This is a genomic window from Hoeflea sp. Naph1 (assembly GCF_046837775.1).
Lineage (GTDB): Bacteria > Pseudomonadota > Alphaproteobacteria > Rhizobiales > Rhizobiaceae > Hoeflea.
The window spans coordinates 3,351,086-3,367,044 of the sequence record NZ_CP177286.1; the positions used below are offsets into that span (position 1 = coordinate 3,351,086).

General features: G+C 58.5%; 18 protein-coding genes. 11 read left to right on the plus strand and 7 right to left on the minus strand.

Going from position 1 to position 15,959, the window contains the following annotated elements; genetic code table 11:
* Nucleotides 1–53 precede the first annotated feature (53 nt).
* Nucleotides 54–1,688, plus strand: a complete 1,635-nt coding sequence (locus ACK6D9_RS16125) for an ATP-binding protein (RefSeq protein ID WP_412049269.1) — start codon at nt 54–56, stop codon at nt 1,686–1,688.
* Here the strand turns inward: ACK6D9_RS16125 and cobT are convergent.
* Nucleotides 1,661–2,677 carry a nicotinate-nucleotide--dimethylbenzimidazole phosphoribosyltransferase gene (gene cobT / locus ACK6D9_RS16130; RefSeq protein WP_412049270.1) on the minus strand — a complete coding sequence of 339 codons (1,017 nt, stop codon included), beginning with the start codon at nt 2,675–2,677 and terminating at the stop codon, nt 1,661–1,663. The genes ACK6D9_RS16125 and cobT overlap by 28 nt on opposite strands.
* A 123-nt stretch (nt 2,678–2,800) precedes the next feature.
* On the opposite strand from cobT, the gene ACK6D9_RS16135 reads away from it, so the two are divergent.
* The 4 genes from ACK6D9_RS16135 (at nt 2,801) to ACK6D9_RS16150 (ending at nt 7,028) form a co-directional block, all read left to right on the plus strand.
* Nucleotides 2,801–3,583 carry an adenosylcobinamide-GDP ribazoletransferase gene (locus tag ACK6D9_RS16135; RefSeq protein ID WP_412049271.1) on the plus strand — a complete coding sequence of 261 codons (783 nt, stop codon included), beginning with the start codon at nt 2,801–2,803 and terminating at the stop codon, nt 3,581–3,583.
* Nucleotides 3,584–3,639: 56 nt separating this feature from the next.
* Nucleotides 3,640–3,861: a DUF1289 domain-containing protein gene (locus tag ACK6D9_RS16140; RefSeq protein WP_267656107.1), complete on the plus strand. Its 222-nt coding sequence runs from the start codon at nt 3,640–3,642 to the stop codon at nt 3,859–3,861.
* 5 nt (nt 3,862–3,866) lie between these two features.
* Complete coding sequence (locus ACK6D9_RS16145; protein WP_412049272.1) at nt 3,867–4,556, plus strand: TIGR02281 family clan AA aspartic protease; 690 nt, start codon at nt 3,867–3,869, stop codon at nt 4,554–4,556.
* A 162-nt stretch (nt 4,557–4,718) separates the two neighbouring features.
* Nucleotides 4,719–7,028: a DUF1217 domain-containing protein gene (locus tag ACK6D9_RS16150; RefSeq protein WP_412049273.1), complete on the plus strand. Its 2,310-nt coding sequence runs from the start codon at nt 4,719–4,721 to the stop codon at nt 7,026–7,028.
* 123 nt (nt 7,029–7,151) lie between these two features.
* Here ACK6D9_RS16150 and ACK6D9_RS16155 read toward each other — a convergent pair whose 3' ends face one another.
* Entirely contained in the window at nt 7,152–7,970 is an 819-nt protein-coding gene (locus tag ACK6D9_RS16155) for a sulfite exporter TauE/SafE family protein (RefSeq protein ID WP_412049274.1), read from the minus strand.
* Nucleotides 7,971–8,124: 154 nt separating this feature from the next.
* Nucleotides 8,125–9,204, minus strand: coding sequence for an extensin family protein (locus ACK6D9_RS16160; RefSeq protein WP_412049275.1), 1,080 nt, complete (start codon nt 9,202–9,204; stop codon nt 8,125–8,127).
* 190 nt (nt 9,205–9,394) lie between these two features.
* On the opposite strand from ACK6D9_RS16160, the gene ACK6D9_RS16165 reads away from it, so the two are divergent.
* The 3 genes from ACK6D9_RS16165 to ACK6D9_RS16175 all read left to right on the plus strand — a co-directional run bounded on the left by ACK6D9_RS16165 (nt 9,395) and on the right by ACK6D9_RS16175 (nt 10,489).
* Nucleotides 9,395–9,772: an acyl-CoA thioesterase gene (locus ACK6D9_RS16165; protein ID WP_322987643.1), complete on the plus strand. Its 378-nt coding sequence runs from the start codon at nt 9,395–9,397 to the stop codon at nt 9,770–9,772.
* Nucleotides 9,773–9,901: 129 nt separating this feature from the next.
* The gene (locus ACK6D9_RS16170; RefSeq protein ID WP_412049276.1) at nt 9,902–10,171 is read left to right on the plus strand and encodes a hypothetical protein; all 270 of its coding nucleotides are present in this window, start codon (nt 9,902–9,904) and stop codon (nt 10,169–10,171) included.
* A 51-nt stretch (nt 10,172–10,222) separates the two neighbouring features.
* On the plus strand, nt 10,223–10,489 hold the full coding sequence (locus ACK6D9_RS16175; RefSeq protein ID WP_412049277.1) for a Rho termination factor N-terminal domain-containing protein: 267 nt from the start codon (nt 10,223–10,225) through the stop codon (nt 10,487–10,489).
* Between the two features lie 113 nt (nt 10,490–10,602).
* Here ACK6D9_RS16175 and ACK6D9_RS16180 read toward each other — a convergent pair whose 3' ends face one another.
* The 4 genes from ACK6D9_RS16180 to dusA form a co-directional block, all read right to left on the minus strand.
* Nucleotides 10,603–11,334, minus strand: a complete 732-nt coding sequence (locus ACK6D9_RS16180; RefSeq protein WP_412049278.1) for an amino acid ABC transporter ATP-binding protein — start codon at nt 11,332–11,334, stop codon at nt 10,603–10,605.
* On the minus strand, nt 11,331–12,005 hold the full coding sequence (locus ACK6D9_RS16185) for an amino acid ABC transporter permease (protein ID WP_322987647.1): 675 nt from the start codon (nt 12,003–12,005) through the stop codon (nt 11,331–11,333). The genes ACK6D9_RS16180 and ACK6D9_RS16185 overlap by 4 nt, the downstream gene beginning before the upstream one ends.
* 9 nt (nt 12,006–12,014) lie before the next feature.
* Nucleotides 12,015–12,776, minus strand: coding sequence for an amino acid ABC transporter substrate-binding protein (locus ACK6D9_RS16190; RefSeq protein WP_412049279.1), 762 nt, complete (start codon nt 12,774–12,776; stop codon nt 12,015–12,017).
* A gap of 168 nt (nt 12,777–12,944) precedes the next feature.
* Nucleotides 12,945–13,976, minus strand: a complete 1,032-nt coding sequence (gene dusA, locus ACK6D9_RS16195) for a tRNA dihydrouridine(20/20a) synthase DusA (protein WP_412049280.1) — start codon at nt 13,974–13,976, stop codon at nt 12,945–12,947.
* A 245-nt stretch (nt 13,977–14,221) separates the two neighbouring features.
* Between dusA and ACK6D9_RS16200 the strand changes: the two genes are divergently transcribed.
* From ACK6D9_RS16200 to ACK6D9_RS16210, 3 genes are all read left to right on the plus strand, one after another.
* Nucleotides 14,222–14,782: a type 1 glutamine amidotransferase domain-containing protein gene (locus ACK6D9_RS16200; protein WP_412049281.1), complete on the plus strand. Its 561-nt coding sequence runs from the start codon at nt 14,222–14,224 to the stop codon at nt 14,780–14,782.
* A gap of 98 nt (nt 14,783–14,880) precedes the next feature.
* Nucleotides 14,881–15,291 (plus strand): host attachment family protein, encoded by a 411-nt coding sequence (locus ACK6D9_RS16205; RefSeq protein WP_322987651.1) that lies wholly within the window; start codon nt 14,881–14,883, stop codon nt 15,289–15,291.
* Nucleotides 15,292–15,505: 214 nt separating this feature from the next.
* Complete coding sequence (locus ACK6D9_RS16210; protein WP_322987652.1) at nt 15,506–15,931, plus strand: thioesterase family protein; 426 nt, start codon at nt 15,506–15,508, stop codon at nt 15,929–15,931.
* The last annotated feature ends 28 nt before the right edge of the window (nt 15,932–15,959 follow it).

Genomic DNA, 15,959 nt, shown 5'->3' on the forward strand with positions numbered 1-15,959 from the left:
TCTGAATCGGCAAATGCAAACAAGTTCTTAAACTTTGCTCTTTAGTTTGAACGATGAGTCCAAACCAGTCCGAAAGCCAGTCGTTGAGTTCCAAGACCATGACCGACAAGAATATTGTCGATCGCTCGCGCATCCACAAGAACGCGGCGGTCATCAAAACCGTGCGCGCCACCCGCGAACGCTTGCAGCATGGCCGCGAGATCTCTCCCGTATTCGATTTCGAATTGATCCGGCTGCACATCAACGCCGTGCTTCAAGGCGCTGCCGCCGTTCCGATTCTGGTTATTTTCGCCGCTGTGGGCGGATTATGGTTCGATGAAGCCATCTGGCTGCTGGCCTGGGCGCTCTTGACCATGTTCGTCTACGCCGGACTGGTGTTGATGGCGCGGCGCGCGTCGCAAAGGCAATCCGACGAGGACTTTACCAACCGTTGGCGGTGGCGTTTTCTCGCCATTTATGCCGCTATTGGCCTTTGCTGGGCGCTGTTTGCCTATCAGAGCTGCACTACCTGCCAGGGCGACACCTTCGTCTTCTACAAGTCGGCGGTTCTGCTGATCGCCCTTGCGGCCACCGCGATGACCACATTCGCGCTGCGCTTTGCCTTGTATTTCGCGGTTGTCCCGACGGTGATTGCGCTGGCCCTGCGCGCCGGCATCAGCCGGGATGCCGCTGATATCTCTGTGCTGGCGATGATCTCCGCGGCCGCGCTGTTCTTCATTTTCATGGCGCAGCGGCTCTACACGACCAACATCAAGATGCTCGGTTTCCAGACCGAAAAGGACGATCTGATTGCCGAACTGGAAGTGGCCAAGTCAGTCTCCGACGAAGCGCGTCGCCGCGCCGAGGAATCCAACCTTGCCAAGTCACGATTCCTAGCTTCGATGAGCCACGAACTGAGGACCCCGTTGAACGCCATCCTCGGTTTTTCAGAAGTGATGTCCGGTGAGGTCCTGGGCCCGATCGCCAATGAAAGCTACAAGGAATATGTCGGCGACATTCACCGATCAGGTCAGCATCTGCTCAACCTGATCAACGAGATTCTCGACCTCTCCCGCATTGAGGCCGGCCGCTATGATCTCAACGAAAATGCGCTCGCGCTCTCCGACATCGCAGAGGATTGCATCGGCCTGGTTCAACTCAAGGCGCGCAGCAAGAACATCCGCATTCAGGAGGTCTTCGAACAAGGCCTGCCGTTGGTCTGGGCAGACGAAAAGTCCATGCGCCAGGTGATCCTCAACCTGCTGTCGAATGCGGTCAAGTTTACTCCGCCGGGTGGCGAGATCCGGGTCACACTTGGCTGGACCGCCGGCGGCGGGCAGTATCTTGCCATCAAGGACAACGGACCCGGCATTGCCGAGGAAGAGATCCCCGTCGTGCTCGCGGCCTTCGGCCAGGGCTCGATCGCCATCAAGAGCGCCGAGCAAGGCACCGGCCTGGGATTGCCGATCGTTCAGGCGATCCTTGCCAAGCACGGCGGCGAATTCGTGTTCAAATCAAAACTGCGCGAAGGCACCGAAGGCATCGCCATCCTGCCACGCGAACGCGTGCTCGAAAGCATGGCCCCCGTCGAGGGGATGGCGGGTGCGGATCAGAAGAAGAAGCGCGCCTTCCGCCGCGCCTCGTCGTCCTCCGGCATGTCCGGAGGCCTCGGTGGCGGAATTCAGCCCTTGGCCGATACGCCTGCCTGAGCAAAGGTCGCCATGCCCGAATGGCATTGCGCTGCAGCCTTGACGATGCCGGCAGCGAGTGCAGCACCTGTGCCCTCACCCAACCGCATGCCCAGCGCCAGCAACGGCGTCTTGCCGAGCCTCTCGATCGCCGCCATGTGACCCGGTTCGGCAGAGACGTGGGCAATCAAGCAGTGATCAAGCGCCTGCGGATTGGCCGCATGCAACACTGCGGCCGCCGCGGTTGCCACATAGCCATCGATGAGCACAGGAATACGCTCCATTCTTGCTGCCAGAATAGCGCCGGCCATCGCCGCGATCTCGCGGCCACCGAGGCGGCGCAGAACTTCCATAGGGTCGTTGAGATGCGGCTTGTGAAGCTTGACCGCAGCTTCCACCACGGCGATCTTGCGCGCCAAAACCTCCCCTTCAGAACCGGTGCCAGGTCCCACCCAGTCGGTGGCGGCTCCGCCGTAAAGCCCGTAAAAAATGGCTGCCGCGATGGTGGTGTTGCCGATACCCATTTCGCCGATGCACAACAGATCGGTGCCGCCAGCCAGCGCTTCCATGCCAAACGCCATGGTTGCTGCGCAGGTGCGCTCGTCCATCGCCGCTTCCTCGGATATGTCCCCGGTTGGCAGATCCAGCGCCAGGTCGAAAATCTTCAGACCCAGATCATGGGTGACGCAAATCTGGTTGATTGCGGCACCGCCGGCAGCAAAATTCTCCACCATCTGAGCGGTTACGGACGAAGGAAACGGCGACACGCCCTTTGCGGTCACGCCATGGTTGCCGGCAAAGATCGCCACCAAAGGGCGCGTGACGGCCGGCTTGCGACCGGTCCATGCCGCAAGCCAGAAGGCGATTTCCTCGAGCCTGCCGAGCGCCCCCGCGGGCTTGGTCAATTGCGCGTCGCGTTCCCGCGCATCAGCGAGCGCCTTGGTATCGGGCCCCGGCAAATTGTTCAGGAGTTCGCGAAAATCATCGAAAGGCAAGCCGCTGGCACTCATTTTTCTCTCCCGGGCCGAACTGGCCGCATGACGTTTGACCCGTGCCTGTGTAATTGTCGAATCAGCCTAGGACAATGTTATTCGCGGTACCCGGTGTCGCAGCTTGCAGAAGGTGAAGGTTCGATGCAGTTCAATGATTATATCGACGACATCGCCCGCGCCACCGGATTTCTGAGCCGGTTGCCGATGCCGGCGCGGTATTTCGACGGCCATGACGGCTCGCTGTCGCGGGCGGCGGGCATGTTTCCCCTGGCCGGTCTGGTGATTGCACTTTGCCCCGGACTGGTGGTGCTGGTGCTGTCCTGGCTTGGCGCCAACACCGCCTTGACGGCGATAATCGCGTTGATTGTACTGATTGTCGTCACCGGCGCGCTGCACGAGGATGGCCTGGCGGATTCCGCCGACGCCCTCGGCGCGCGCGGCGGACGCGATCACATGCTTTCGATCATGAAGGACAGCCGTATCGGCGCCTATGGCGTGCTGGCGCTGATGGCCGGTTTTTCACTGCGTGCGGTGGCGCTGACCATCATCCTGTCGGTGGCCGGCGGCTGGAACACTTTCCTTGTCCTGCTGGCCGTGGCCGCAGCCTCGCGTGCGGCGATGGCCTGGCACTGGAACGAATTGCCCCCAGCCCGCCATGACGGTGTGGCCGTGGCGGTCGGCGCGCCCGATACCCCGGCCGTCAAACTGGCGGTTGGGCTGGGAATTGGGTTGTTTGCGCTACTGACCCTGTTTTCCACCGGGCTGATTCCAACTGTCCTCGGCCTCGGCCTCATCGCCCTGGCGGCCTGGCAATGGACTGGGACCGTGCGCGCGCGGCTCGGCGGCCACACTGGCGATACCATTGGCGCCACCCAGCAAATCACGGAGACCGTCAGCCTTGCCGCCCTTGCCCTTTTGCTCTGAACGGACGATATAAAACGGGCATAGTTTCCCGACGCCGTATGAAAGAAGCCATGACTATTGAATCGCCCTGCATCCTCGTCTGCGTGATCGATCCACAGACAAAATATTGCTTCGGATGCGGTCGCACCGGCGACGAGATCGCCAGCTGGACCAGCTACACGCCGGAACTGCGGCGTGAGATCATGGATGGTTTGCCGGCGCGGCTGGAAACGGTCGTGCGCAAACCGCGGCGCGAAACCAAACGGCGCAGGATGGCGCACGAACGGCAGGGTGACTGACCGGAATGGTGATCATTCTAGCGCTGCTCGGTGCCGCCCTCGCCATTCTGATCTTCAATCACGGCAGCGGGATCACGTTCGGACTCCCCAACGATGATTTCGCAAGCCTGGTTTATCTCGGCGTATTGGCAGCAGTGATCGGCGCAGGCGTGGTTGGCGCTCACCGCAACATGGGCGACCTGTTGAAAAACCTGCTGACCTGGCTGGTCATCATTCTCGGCCTGATTACCGGTTGGCTATATCAGGACCAAGCCAAAGAGGTGGCCATGCGGGTGTTCGCGGGGCTGGTTCCGGGACAGCCGATGATGCTGACCGATGAAAACGGCCTTGCCGTCTCGATCCGCAAGTCGCTCAACAGCCATTTCGAAGCTGCCGGCACGGTCAACGGCCAGACCGTGAACTTTCTCATCGACACCGGCGCCACGACCATTGCGTTGTCACACCGGGACGCCATGCGGATCGGATTTTCCGATTCAGATCTCAGCTTCAGCTTGAACATCAATACGGCCAACGGCCAGGCTCGTGCCGCCCCCGTGCTGCTCGATGAGGTAACCATCGGATCAATCAGCCGGTTCGCTCTGCGTGCCACCGTCGCCGAGCCCGGCAAGCTTGATCAAAGCCTGCTCGGCATGAACTTCATCTCGTCGCTGGCCGCCTTCGAAATGCGGCGCGACGAGGTCATCCTGCGTGACTGAAACCGCTAGGGCTCACCGGTAATCCGCTACAATCTGATGCGGAATTTACAGGTCCAGCGCCGTCAGCTTCGGGCAAGCAGTAAGTTCTAAAATCATACCTGAAACTTGTGTGAAATCTCTTTCTCGAGAAAATCACTCGGAAACACAACATCCGGTAGCGCCATGATATCCAGTTTTCAGTCCTATACTTTTTACACCAAGGACATCAATGAAACGCTTGCCCGCGCTGCCGCTGACCCGATTGTCAGCAGGGAAGCCGAGTATTACCGCACCACCATCGGTTCGATCACCAGCGTTGACGAGTTTTTGGCCGATGACCGTATCTATGCCTACGCGCTGAAGGCATACGGGCTGGAGGAAATGGCTTATGCAAAGGCCTTTATCCGCAAGGTTCTGGAAAGTGACCTGACCGACACAGACAGTTTTGCCAACCGTCTCACCGACGTCAAATACAAGACGTTGGCAGCTGCCTACGACTTCGGCAGCACGGTCACAAGCGAGATCATTCAAACTACCAGCCAGATCGATGACCTGATCGGCACCTATAAGCAAACCATCCAGAACAACGACGCCATACTGCGGCAAGAAACCAACTATTTTACTGCTGTATCAAAAAACTTCACCGAAGTTGATGATTTGTTCAAGAACACAGCAGCGCGCGACTATGTTTTCACGACCTTCGGAATCGACCCGAAGACCTTTGATTACGAAACCATGAGAAACGTCCTCACCAGCGACATTGCTGATCCGGACAGCTATGTAAATTCAGTGCTTGCGCCGAAAGTTGCCGAGTGGAGCACGCTTATCGATGACCTCAATGTGCAGCGGGCTAGCGGTTCGAATTCACCCGCGCAAATCCAGAGAATCGACTATCTGCTGGGCCAGTACACCAAGTCCATCGAGACCGTGGGCAATTACTACGAGATGGCAGCGTCATTCAATTTCAAGGCGGATGGAACCCTGGACGCTGGTGTTGAGCCAATGAACGATGCCCAGCGGAAACTGGTGACTGAACGCTATGTGTTTTCACAACCACGGCTGACCGCCACTGGCGCTCTGCTCAACAAGCAATATTATGAAGAAACAATTTCCGGCATCACCTCGCTGGACGAGCTTTTGAGCAATCCCCGCCTCAGCACAATGATGTTGACTGCCTATGGTGTTCCATTGACCACCAGCCGCAGCGACGTCAAATGGGCGCTGCAGCAAGATACGTTCGATCTTGGTGGTGAGATCTATTCCAAAAGTGCCGGAATGATCGCACTGGCCAAAGCATTCAATTTCGAGAGTGACGGCACCATTACGCCTGGAAAAGACATCCAGGATGAAACTCAACTTCACACTACGACATCCAATTACATCGCCTATTATGACGATGCCGATGATGAAAAAGATGCAGCGGCAATTGCTAAATACAAGCTCTACATCGGGCTCACCGCCAATCTGAATGACTTCCTGTCGTTACAGCCGGCTGCGGTGACGATTCGCGAATTCGCATTGAAAGCCTTCAACATTTCTCCGGACGAAGTCTCCACTTACAAATTGAAGCAGATATTCACGAGCGATCCCTATGACCCCAACAGTTTTGTGAATAAAATGAAGGATGACCGGTTCATCCAACTGGCCAAAGCATTTAACTTCACGGAGGACGGCAGTATCGGCGCGCCGCGTTACGCTCAATCCGAAAACGAGATCACGCGCATTACCAAGGCTTATTATACTGCATATACAAGACTGGACTCCAGCGATACCGGTAAGGCGGCTGCAGAAGCCGAGGCGTCCTATTACCGGACCAAGTTGCAATCGCTGGAAACCGTTGACCAACTCATGGCCGATCCGCGCCTGATTAACGTTCTGCTGGTGGCCGAAGGTCTCAAGCCGAAAGACGTCACTGCCGAAACATTGAGGGCGGTTTTGACCTCGGACCTGGATGATCCGGAAAGCTTCGCCAATTTGCAGACCGACATCAGCTTTCAGAAAATAGCCGGTTCGTTCAATTTTGACGCGGACGGAATCATTCAGACCAAAAATACCCACAGCATCCAGAATGATCGCGGACTGGTCGAAACCCAACGGCTTTACCTCACTCAAGCCGTTGAAGAAGAAGCCGGAGAGGACAGCGTCGGGGCGCGCCTGGCACTCTATTTCAAACGAATGGCGCCGACACTGACCAGCACATACGAGATTCTCGCGGACGAGGCCCTGGCCCAGTTCTTTCGCACCACATTTTCAATTTCCGAAGAAACCGCAGCTAGCAACATCGATGTGCAGAAAGCCATGTTTGAAAGGTATTACGAGATTGATGACCTGTTGGACCCGGATAAGGTCGACACCATGGTCCAGCGGTTCCTTGCGCTTTACGACGTTCAGAACGGCGCTGTGGATCCACTGCTTGCGGTTTTCAGCAATGACACCTCGATCAGCTTTGAAACCGTGGCAGCACTATCCCAACTGCGCAATTCGCTCTACTGAGTGACATCCCGCAGAAGGCATGCGCCAATGCATGTTGCGCAAAAATGTCAGCCGCCTTTACGCAACATGCAAATGCACCATTCGGACCCGCTTTGATGCTGCGCGCAATATGGCGCCAGATTGTCAGAGCAGGCTGTAAATGAACCGAGCGGCCACGAGCAGCATGAACAGCCCGAAGCTGATTTCGATCTGCCGCTTGTCCAGCGCATGCGCCAGCCGTACCCCGAGCGGTGCCACAAGAAGCGTGATCGGGATGACCACCGCCATCATCACCCAATTGATATAGCCGGTCGAAAACGGCGGCAAACCTTCCGCGCCCCAACCTGCCCAGATATAGCCAAACACCCCGGGAATCGCGATCAGCACGCCCACCCCGGACGACGTCGACACCGCCTGGTGGACCGGACGCCCGAACAGCGTCATGAAGGTATTGTTGAGCACCCCTCCGCCAACGCCCATCAACCCTGACAGCAACCCGATCAGCCCGCCCACCATGGCACGGACCGGATTGGGCGGCAGGTCGTCGCCCAGCCGCCAGTCTTGCTTGTTGAACAGCATTCGGATCCCGACAAGAAGGACGATGCCGGCAAAAATGCCGCGCAGCGCGCTGCTCGACACCGAGGCTGCGATCAACGAGGCCGCGATGACGCCGCACGGCACCGGCAGAATCCAGCTTTTGAGCAGATCAAGATCAACCGTTCCACGCGCTTTGTGCGCCATGAACGAGCGTATCGACGTTGGCGCGATAATGGCCAGCGACGTGCCCACCGACAGATGCATGCGAACTGCATCGTCGACACCGACCAGCCCGAACGCTTGGTAAAATACCGGAACCAGGATCGCCCCGCCACCGACACCGAACAAGCCGGCAAGCACGCCAGCTACCACGGCCGCTCCCGACAGCGCCAGGACAAACACGAGCAATTCTTCCACGGGTGGCATGCGGCTGATATCCTTTGCGGTTTCCACTTCGAAGTCGAAGCGGATAGATGCCGGCCAATCGACCGCACCCGGCAAAGGTACCAATCCGCATTGATTTTCAAGTGCTGTTTCTGCTCAAGAGGCAGACAATCCCGCACATTCGGCAAACCACGGCTTAATCGCAGTGGCGATAGTTCGATTTGCGGGCTCTCAGATCAAAATGGAAATGATCCTTGTGATGGACATCGCTGCCCGGCCCCAGCACCGTGTTGAAATATTTGCAGCTGTCGGCGCGAATGTTGTTGAGGAGGCTCTTTTCCCGAAAAGCGAAGAACCCGGGCTTTCGCACCGAGATTGAGGTCCCGTTGTTGAGCGTCACCTTGCCAACATCAATGGCGTTGCCCTTGGCATGTTCGGACATCGGCGCACCGCGCTTGGAATTCATGGTGCGGCAGGAATAGGATGACAGCTGGTTGATCGACTTGACGCCGGAGACGTAACGAATCCGGGCTGCCGGCGCCAGTTCCTTTTTCACCCATTGCGCAAAGGCGTCGGTGATCTGGCAATTGAGCTTGGCCGCAGGCTTGATTTCGATGCCGCCCGACAATTGCGTTACTTCCACCGGATAGGGGATCGAACACCCCGCCCCGTTGCTGATGGCCGGCAGATCGCGATAGGTTACGCCCAGTCGTTTAAGCCGTTTACGACAGGCTTTTTCAGCGGCCGGCATACCACCGGCCCATTGCGGCTTGGACAGCGGATTGCTGAACCGCGGCATCAAACCGGCCAGAAGGCCTTGTTTTTTCTCAACCGTCACCGAGCGCTGGTTGCTGACCGTTGGTTGCGTCTCACCGATATCGACATTCGTAGGCTTGTAATCTTCCGTGGCCGGCGCCGAGGCAAGCTGCAGGGTGTCAGTGCCGATACCGGTCACTACCGGCTGGCTGACATTGCCTTCGGGCAGCGCCGAGGTCATCTGGGTCATGTCAACACCGTCCGCTACCGGATAGGCCAGCACATTCTGTGCCGGCATGTCAGGACCATTCGGGATAAAGGCGGTCTGCGCAGCACTGGCGATCGCTGGCGCGGCCGGTTCGGGACGAATGACCGGCGAAACCTGCTGCATCGACAACACTTCGCCCGGCGGCACAAGCCCACCCTCTCCCGAACACCCTGCCGCAAGCAGGCTGACCGTCAGAAAAAGGCTTTTGGATGGGAACCGGGCGCGGCGCGAACCGGGAACGCAAGACAACATCGGTTGCTCCGTATGAGGCAAAGGCAAGGGAGAGTTTTTCATACAAGGGTAAAGGAAGCCTGACGTCGGCTATTAACGCCTGAGGCAATTTCGAGGCAGCGCCAGTTGTCTCGAATTTCGTGGCTTCAAATCGCGCGCCTACGCAGCTACACATATTTTCAGGACTGAATACTCAGACAGGAAGAAAACCATGGCCAAACCCAAAGGTGAACTGACGCTGCGCACATTGGCCATGCCTGCTGACGCCAACGCCGCCGCCGACATTTTCGGGGGCTGGGTGATGGCGCAGATGGATCTGGCCTGCGGCATCCGCGCCGCCGAGCGCGCCCGTGGCCGCGTGGTTACCGCCGCCGTCAACGAGATGTCCTTCGCCATGCCCGTCAAGATCGGCGATACGCTGTGCATCTACACCGATATCGTCAAGGTCGGCCGCACCTCGATGACCCTTCTGGTAGAGGCCTGGGCGCAGCGCTATCTGTCGCCGCAGATGGACAAGGTGACCAATGCCCTGTTTGTCATGGTGGCCCTGGATGCCAACAACAAGCCCACCCCGCTGCCCCCGGTCTGAAGGCTGACAGGCAAAAACCCGCTCTCCTGAACCGCGTCACCAGCCTTGCCAAGCTTTGTCTCCATGACTCGCAAGGAACCAAGCTCGCCTGATAGGCGTTGGTGATCTGCAACAAGTTGGAGAGACCCCATGCCCGTCATGAGAAACGGAACGATAGTCGATCCCGTCGATGCCCAGGTGGGCGGCGACGCGGACCTTGATGGCATCGCTCAAACCATCACCGCAGACGACATCAACGCGGTGCTTCTGTCATCGCAATCCATCGACCAGCGGCTTGAAGCGTTGAAAGCAATGCGCGGTGAACTCGAAGCCCGCGCCCATATCGATCGTGGCGGCGAGATGAGACCGCTGGTCGATGAACTCGACGCAGCCATCGAGCAATTGTCGCAACGGCTCTAGGGCGAGATCAGAAACCCATCTAAAACCCCACATCCAAAGCGAGGCAATGACATGCCCGGCAAGAACCATGGACCATCGATCAAGGACAGCGATACCTACGAGGCATTGCGCGAAGACGGAGCGTCGAAACAGAAAGCTGCCCGCATCGCCAACGCCCGGGCCAATGACAGCCAGCACCCGTCAGCCAAGGGCGGCAAGGCCCCGCCTTATGAGGATTGGACCAAGGATGAACTGTATCAGCGGGCGCAGGAACTTGACGTCGAAGGCCGCTCATCCATGGCCAAGGACGAGCTTATCCACGCCTTGCGCAAGGGCTGAAGGCCCCGGCTTTGCCCCAACCGGCGTAGTTTCCAACTCTGGCCCAGTGAGTGGATGGCTTCCCGGCCAACCTCGCCAAGCCCCTGGTCGGCATGACAGCCACGCTACCCCACTTATCCCACGCGACGCAGAAAATCGCGTGTGCGTGGATCGTGCGGGTCGTCAAAGATCTGGCTCGGCGGCCCCTGCTCGACAATCCGTCCGCCTTCCATGAAGACGATCCGGTCGGCGATTTCGCGGGCAAACTGCATTTCGTGCGTGACGATCAGCATGGTCTGGCGCTGCTCGGCGACACGGCGCATCAGATCCAGCACTTCGCCGACCCATTCAGGATCGAGCGCCGAAGTTGGCTCGTCAAACAGCATCAGCTTGGCGCCAAGCGCCATCGCCCGACCGATGCCGACGCGTTGCTGCTGCCCGCCCGACAAGGCTGCAGGATAGGCATCAGCCTTGTCGGACAATCCCGTTTCCTTGAGCACCGCATCGGCCCGGGCTTCGGCCTCGCCCCGCGAGAGCTTCTGCACGGTAATCAGGGCTTCGGTGATGTTTTGACGCGCGGTCTTGTTGGCAAACAGCGCATAGTTCTGGAACACGAAGGCCGTGCAGCGCCTCAGTGCCAGAATATCCGCACGGCTGGCGCGGGCGGCATCAACGCTGAGATCGCCAACAGTGATGGTGCCTGCATCCGGGTGATCGAGGAAATTGATCGAGCGCAACAAGGTCGATTTGCCGGTGCCCGACGGACCGATGATGACCACCCGTTCACCATCACCGATATCGAGATCGATGCCGTCGAGCACGACATTGTCACCAAAACGCTTGACCAGTCCGCGTACGCCGGTCATCGCGCATACGCCTTTTCCATCCGCCCCTCGAGCAGGCGTTGGCCGTAAGACAGTGCCTCGACAATAACCCAGTAGATGACCGCAACCACGATGAAACTTTCGAAATAGAGGAAACTGCCCGCCGCTTCCTTCTGGGTGGCGCCCATCAATTCGGTGACGCCAAGCGTGAAGGCGAGCGAGGTGCTTTTGATCATGTCGATGAAGTAATTGACCAGCGTCGGCGCCGCCACCCGCGAAGCCTGCGGCAGCACGATCCGACGAAGCATCTGGCCGCGGGTCATGCCCACAGCCATGGAGGCCTCCCACTGGCTGCGGTCAACCCCGATGATCGCCGCACGGATGCTCTCAGCCATATAGGCCGAGAAATGCAACGTCAGCCCCATGATGGCCGCCGTGACACCGTTGATCTGGGCCAGGAACGACACCAGTTGCGGCAAGCCATAATAGAACAGGAACAGCTGCACCAGGAGCGGCGTGCCGCGGAAAAAGCTGATGAACAGCATCACCGCCTGGTCGAGCACCGGAATCCGCAACACCCGCTCGACCGCCAACAACGAGGAAAGAACCAGCGCAAACGCCATCGAGGCCAACGCCATGCCAAGCGTCAGCGGCACATAACCGATGAGCACCGGGACCAGACCCAGCATGTAGTTGAAATCGAGTGCTTGCATGGATCTGCCCTATTTGGCCGACGTGATATCCGAGGCGAACCACGTCTGCGAGATTTTCGCAAGCGTGCCGTCGGCCTTCAGCTTGGTCAGCGCCGCATCAACCTGATCGCGCAGCGCCCGACCGGCCTCATCATTGCGGAACGGCAGCGCGTTGTGGATTTCCGAAAAAGGCTGACCAGCAAGCGCCAGCGGCAACGGGCTTTTCTGGATCACCTGAGCCGAAGACACCCGGTCCATCACGAATGCATCGACTCGGCCAAGCGCAGTATCCTGCTCGATGTTGGATTCATAGGTCTTGATATTGATCTCGTCGGCATAGGGCAGCTCACGCAGCAATTGCTCGAAATTGGAGCCCAGATTGACCGCCACCGTCCGGCCCTTGAGATCTTCCGGACCGGTAATCGTCGACTCATTGCCCTTCTTCACCACCACCTGCGCGCCGTCATAAACATAAGGCTGGGTGAAGGCGAAAGTCGCTTCGCGCTCGGGCGTGATGGTGATCTGGTTGGCGATGGTATCAATCCGTCCCGAACTCAGGGCGCCGATAAGGCCGGAAAACGACATCGTCACATACTCAACCTTGAGCCCGGCCTCCGCTCCGACTGCATTCATCACATCTACTTCAAACCCTTGCAGTTTGTCCTGCTTGACAAAGGTGAAGGGGAAATAGCCGCCCGACATGCCGACCTTCAGGGTGGCAGAATCCTGGGCATGGGCCATGGTGACGAGACTGACCGCTGTAATAGCGGCGATGGCGAGTGCTCTAAGCATTTTATGTTCCTTGATTGTCCAGCATGGCGTCGGTCCTCGAACCGACAAAGGTCAGGCGTGCCTCTCCCCAACCGCTTAAGTGGGCGTTGGTTCCGCCATGTCAAACGCAGCATTTCATATGTGTTGTCACGTGATCATGCGTGAACACCGACAGCACAGTGCCTGCGCTCACACCTGCCCGCAATTTGGTGTCTCAGGCCGCAGCAGCCAGATCGGAAAGTCGATCTCGGCAAAAGCCGCGGCAATCACCTCGGGCCCTGCCCCATCGCGCACTGCATCGGTGGACAGGATCTGTCGGAACCGCCGCGCACCGCGCACCCCCAGAAAAAGCCCGACCATGTGCCGGGTGATCTGGCCAAGCCGCCCGCCGGATTGCAGATGTGCCTCGGCATAAAGCATCATCTCCGAGCAGACAGCGTCCCAATCAACCGGCGCCGCCGGCGCGCCGTAGATCCGCTGATCAACCTCGCCCAGTAATTGCGCATTATGATAGGCGGCACGACCAAGCATCACGCCATCGACATGTTCAAGATGCTCGATCGCCTGATTCAGATTGGTAATTCCACCGTTTATGCCGATGAAAACATGCGGATATTGCTGCTTGAGCAGGTAGACCCTGTCATAGTCCAACGGCGGCACGTCGCGGTTCTGTTTCGGCGAAAGGCCCTGCAGCCAGGCCTTGCGGGCATGCACCCAGAGCGCATCCACCCCGGCATCGATCACCGATTCTGCCAGCGCCGGCAGCACGATTTCCGGATCCTGATCGTCGACACCGATGCGGCACTTGACCGTCACCGGCACGTCCGAAACCGCCTTCATCGCCGCCACAGAGCGCGCCACCAGCTCCGGTTCTCGCATCAGGCAGGCGCCGAACGTCCCCGATTGCACCCTGTCGGATGGACAGCCGACATTGAGATTGATTTCGTCATAGCCGAAGTCGCTGGCGATCCGCACCGCCTCGGCGAGCTTGGCAGGTTCCGAGCCCCCCAGTTGCAGCGCCACCGGATGCTCGGTTTGATCATAGCCAAGCAGTCTCTCGCGGTCGCCGTGCAGCACCGCATCCGCCACCACCATTTCTGTATAAAGCAGCGCGTGCTGAGACAATTGCCGGTGCAAAAACCGGCAATGGCGGTCCGTCCAGTCCATCATCGGTGCGACGGAGAGGATTTTTTCGCTATTTTTCAGTGCGTTACGATACATCACAGGCAGATCCGTCCGGGGAATGATTGCTCCAAGATGAGCCAAAGTGTCCGGGCTTGTACCTCACTTGGTCTCCCGGTGCACGGAATTCTGACCGATTGATAGCATGTCATCGGTTCGGGCCACCATCGTTCAGCATTCTGACCATTTGAAGCCAGGTGATAGACCCCGTCTGGATACGCCACGGAACCCTGGCCGCATCCATGCGTTGTCGACGGTAAGTTTCAAATGCAAAGGAGAACCCGATGCCAAAGTTGGAAAACGCCAAGATCCTGATCATGTCGACCGATGGTTTCGAACAGTCCGAACTCGAATACCCCCTCGAACACCTCAGGGCCGCAGGCGCCACCGTTCATGTGGCAAGCCTTGACGGCAAACCGGTCAAGGGATGGGACGGTGGCGATTGGGGCAACAGCGTCGACGCCGATCTGAAGATCTCCGACGTCAAGGTGGATGACTACATCGCGCTGGTTCTGCCCGGCGGCCAGATCAACCCCGACCTGCTGCGGGTCGAGCCCGACGCGGTCAATCTGGTGCGCGACTTTGTCAGTGGCGACAAGATCGTCGCGGCCATCTGCCACGCTCCGTGGCTGCTGATCGAGGCTGGGGTGATCAAGGGCCGTGAAGCCACTTCCTACCCCTCGATCCGTACCGATCTTGAAAATGCCGGTGCCAACTGGGTTGACCGCGAGATCGCCATCGACAACGGCATCATCACCAGCCGCTCGCCCAAGGATCTGGAAGCCTTTGTCGCCAAGATCATCGAGGAAGTGCGCGAAGGCGAACACCACCGCGACGCCGCGTGATAAGGTGGCAGGGGCGGTTACCCTGGCGGCTGCCCCGTCCCCGCTCGCATGCAGCCAGACGTACAAGTCCCGTCGCACGACTTCCCGAGGAGATCCCGATGACCAATAAATCCGTTCCGCACAACACCCTGATCGTGGTGGGCACCGGCGAAGGCGCCAATTTCTATCGCAATTCCGCAAAGGGCGGCGAACTCAAGCTCGCTCACGCAGGCGACCTCGAACCGGGCAACCTGGCTGACCAGGGTCCGTCCGGAAAGCAGCCGCCGGATACCTCCGACAAGGAATCGATGGAAGCAACTTTTGCCAAGATTCTCGCCAACCATCTTTATGATTTGGCGCAGGCGCACAAGTTCGATCATCTGGTGCTGGTGCTCGACCCTGACAGCCTTGGCGAGATCCGTCCGAGCCTGCATGTCAGTGTTAGAGACAAGATCATGCTGGAACTGCCCAAGACCCTGGTCAACAGTCCCACCGACCAGATCGAGAAGTCGATATTGGCGGGGCTTTAGGCCGGGAAACCAATTTACCGGGTGCAGCTTCGGGCCGATCCTTATGATCGGCCCGACAACAATGTCCCTCCGTAAAATCCCTATGTGAACGACAGATTGAACGCTCGCCTTTCCAGCGGGCTTTCTTGCCCATGACTTGCGACCGCCCCGCGGTTGCCACTTTTTGCCCCTCATGCGAAACCTTGTGCTGCAAGCTATCACTTTCGGGGGGATCATGACTGTCAGCTACACCACCAACCGCATGCTTCATTTCGGCGATTGCGACATTTCAGGCACCGCCTATTACCCAGCCTATCTCAATCTGCTCAACGGGGTGATCGAGGAATTCTGGTCGGCAATCGGCTATCCCTGGCACGAAATCATCTGGAAAGAGCGCTGGGGCACGCCAACCGTGCACCTTACCTGCGATTTTTCCAAACCGTCGCTCTTCGGCGAAGAACTGACCTTCGAGCTCACCGTCACCAGGGTCGGCAAGTCATCGATGACGGTCGAACATGTGGTGCTGTGCGGCGAAGAGCAACGCTGGTCCGGCAAACAGGTGCTCGCGGCAAGCTGGCTCGACAAGCACACCTCGATGCCCTGGCCCGACGATGTGCGCGCCAAACTCACCTCGTTCCTGCCGCAAGAACCTGCGGAATAATCCAACGGAAATTGGCCGAGAATCCGAT

What these genes read in the sequence shown, in the direction of transcription:
- ACK6D9_RS16180 (WP_412049278.1), bottom strand. Translation starts at nt 11,334, where the DNA reads ATGACCGGCGTACGCGGACTGGTCAAGCGTTTTGGTGACAATGTCGTG.
- ACK6D9_RS16135 (WP_412049271.1), top strand. Translation starts at nt 2,801, where the DNA reads ATGCAGTTCAATGATTATATCGACGACATCGCCCGCGCCACCGGATTT.
- ACK6D9_RS16185 (WP_322987647.1), bottom strand. Translation starts at nt 12,005, where the DNA reads ATGCAAGCACTCGATTTCAACTACATGCTGGGTCTGGTCCCGGTGCTC.
- ACK6D9_RS16145 (WP_412049272.1), top strand. Translation starts at nt 3,867, where the DNA reads ATGGTGATCATTCTAGCGCTGCTCGGTGCCGCCCTCGCCATTCTGATC.
- ACK6D9_RS16155 (WP_412049274.1), bottom strand. Translation starts at nt 7,970, where the DNA reads ATGCCACCCGTGGAAGAATTGCTCGTGTTTGTCCTGGCGCTGTCGGGA.
- ACK6D9_RS16200 (WP_412049281.1), top strand. Translation starts at nt 14,222, where the DNA reads ATGCCAAAGTTGGAAAACGCCAAGATCCTGATCATGTCGACCGATGGT.
- ACK6D9_RS16160 (WP_412049275.1), bottom strand. Translation starts at nt 9,204, where the DNA reads ATGTTGTCTTGCGTTCCCGGTTCGCGCCGCGCCCGGTTCCCATCCAAA.
- dusA (WP_412049280.1), bottom strand. Translation starts at nt 13,976, where the DNA reads ATGTATCGTAACGCACTGAAAAATAGCGAAAAAATCCTCTCCGTCGCA.
- cobT (WP_412049270.1), bottom strand. Translation starts at nt 2,677, where the DNA reads ATGAGTGCCAGCGGCTTGCCTTTCGATGATTTTCGCGAACTCCTGAAC.
- ACK6D9_RS16170 (WP_412049276.1), top strand. Translation starts at nt 9,902, where the DNA reads ATGCCCGTCATGAGAAACGGAACGATAGTCGATCCCGTCGATGCCCAG.
- ACK6D9_RS16210 (WP_322987652.1), top strand. Translation starts at nt 15,506, where the DNA reads ATGACTGTCAGCTACACCACCAACCGCATGCTTCATTTCGGCGATTGC.
- ACK6D9_RS16150 (WP_412049273.1), top strand. Translation starts at nt 4,719, where the DNA reads ATGATATCCAGTTTTCAGTCCTATACTTTTTACACCAAGGACATCAAT.
- ACK6D9_RS16165 (WP_322987643.1), top strand. Translation starts at nt 9,395, where the DNA reads ATGGCCAAACCCAAAGGTGAACTGACGCTGCGCACATTGGCCATGCCT.
- ACK6D9_RS16190 (WP_412049279.1), bottom strand. Translation starts at nt 12,776, where the DNA reads ATGCTTAGAGCACTCGCCATCGCCGCTATTACAGCGGTCAGTCTCGTC.
- ACK6D9_RS16125 (WP_412049269.1), top strand. Translation starts at nt 54, where the DNA reads ATGAGTCCAAACCAGTCCGAAAGCCAGTCGTTGAGTTCCAAGACCATG.
- ACK6D9_RS16175 (WP_412049277.1), top strand. Translation starts at nt 10,223, where the DNA reads ATGCCCGGCAAGAACCATGGACCATCGATCAAGGACAGCGATACCTAC.
- ACK6D9_RS16205 (WP_322987651.1), top strand. Translation starts at nt 14,881, where the DNA reads ATGACCAATAAATCCGTTCCGCACAACACCCTGATCGTGGTGGGCACC.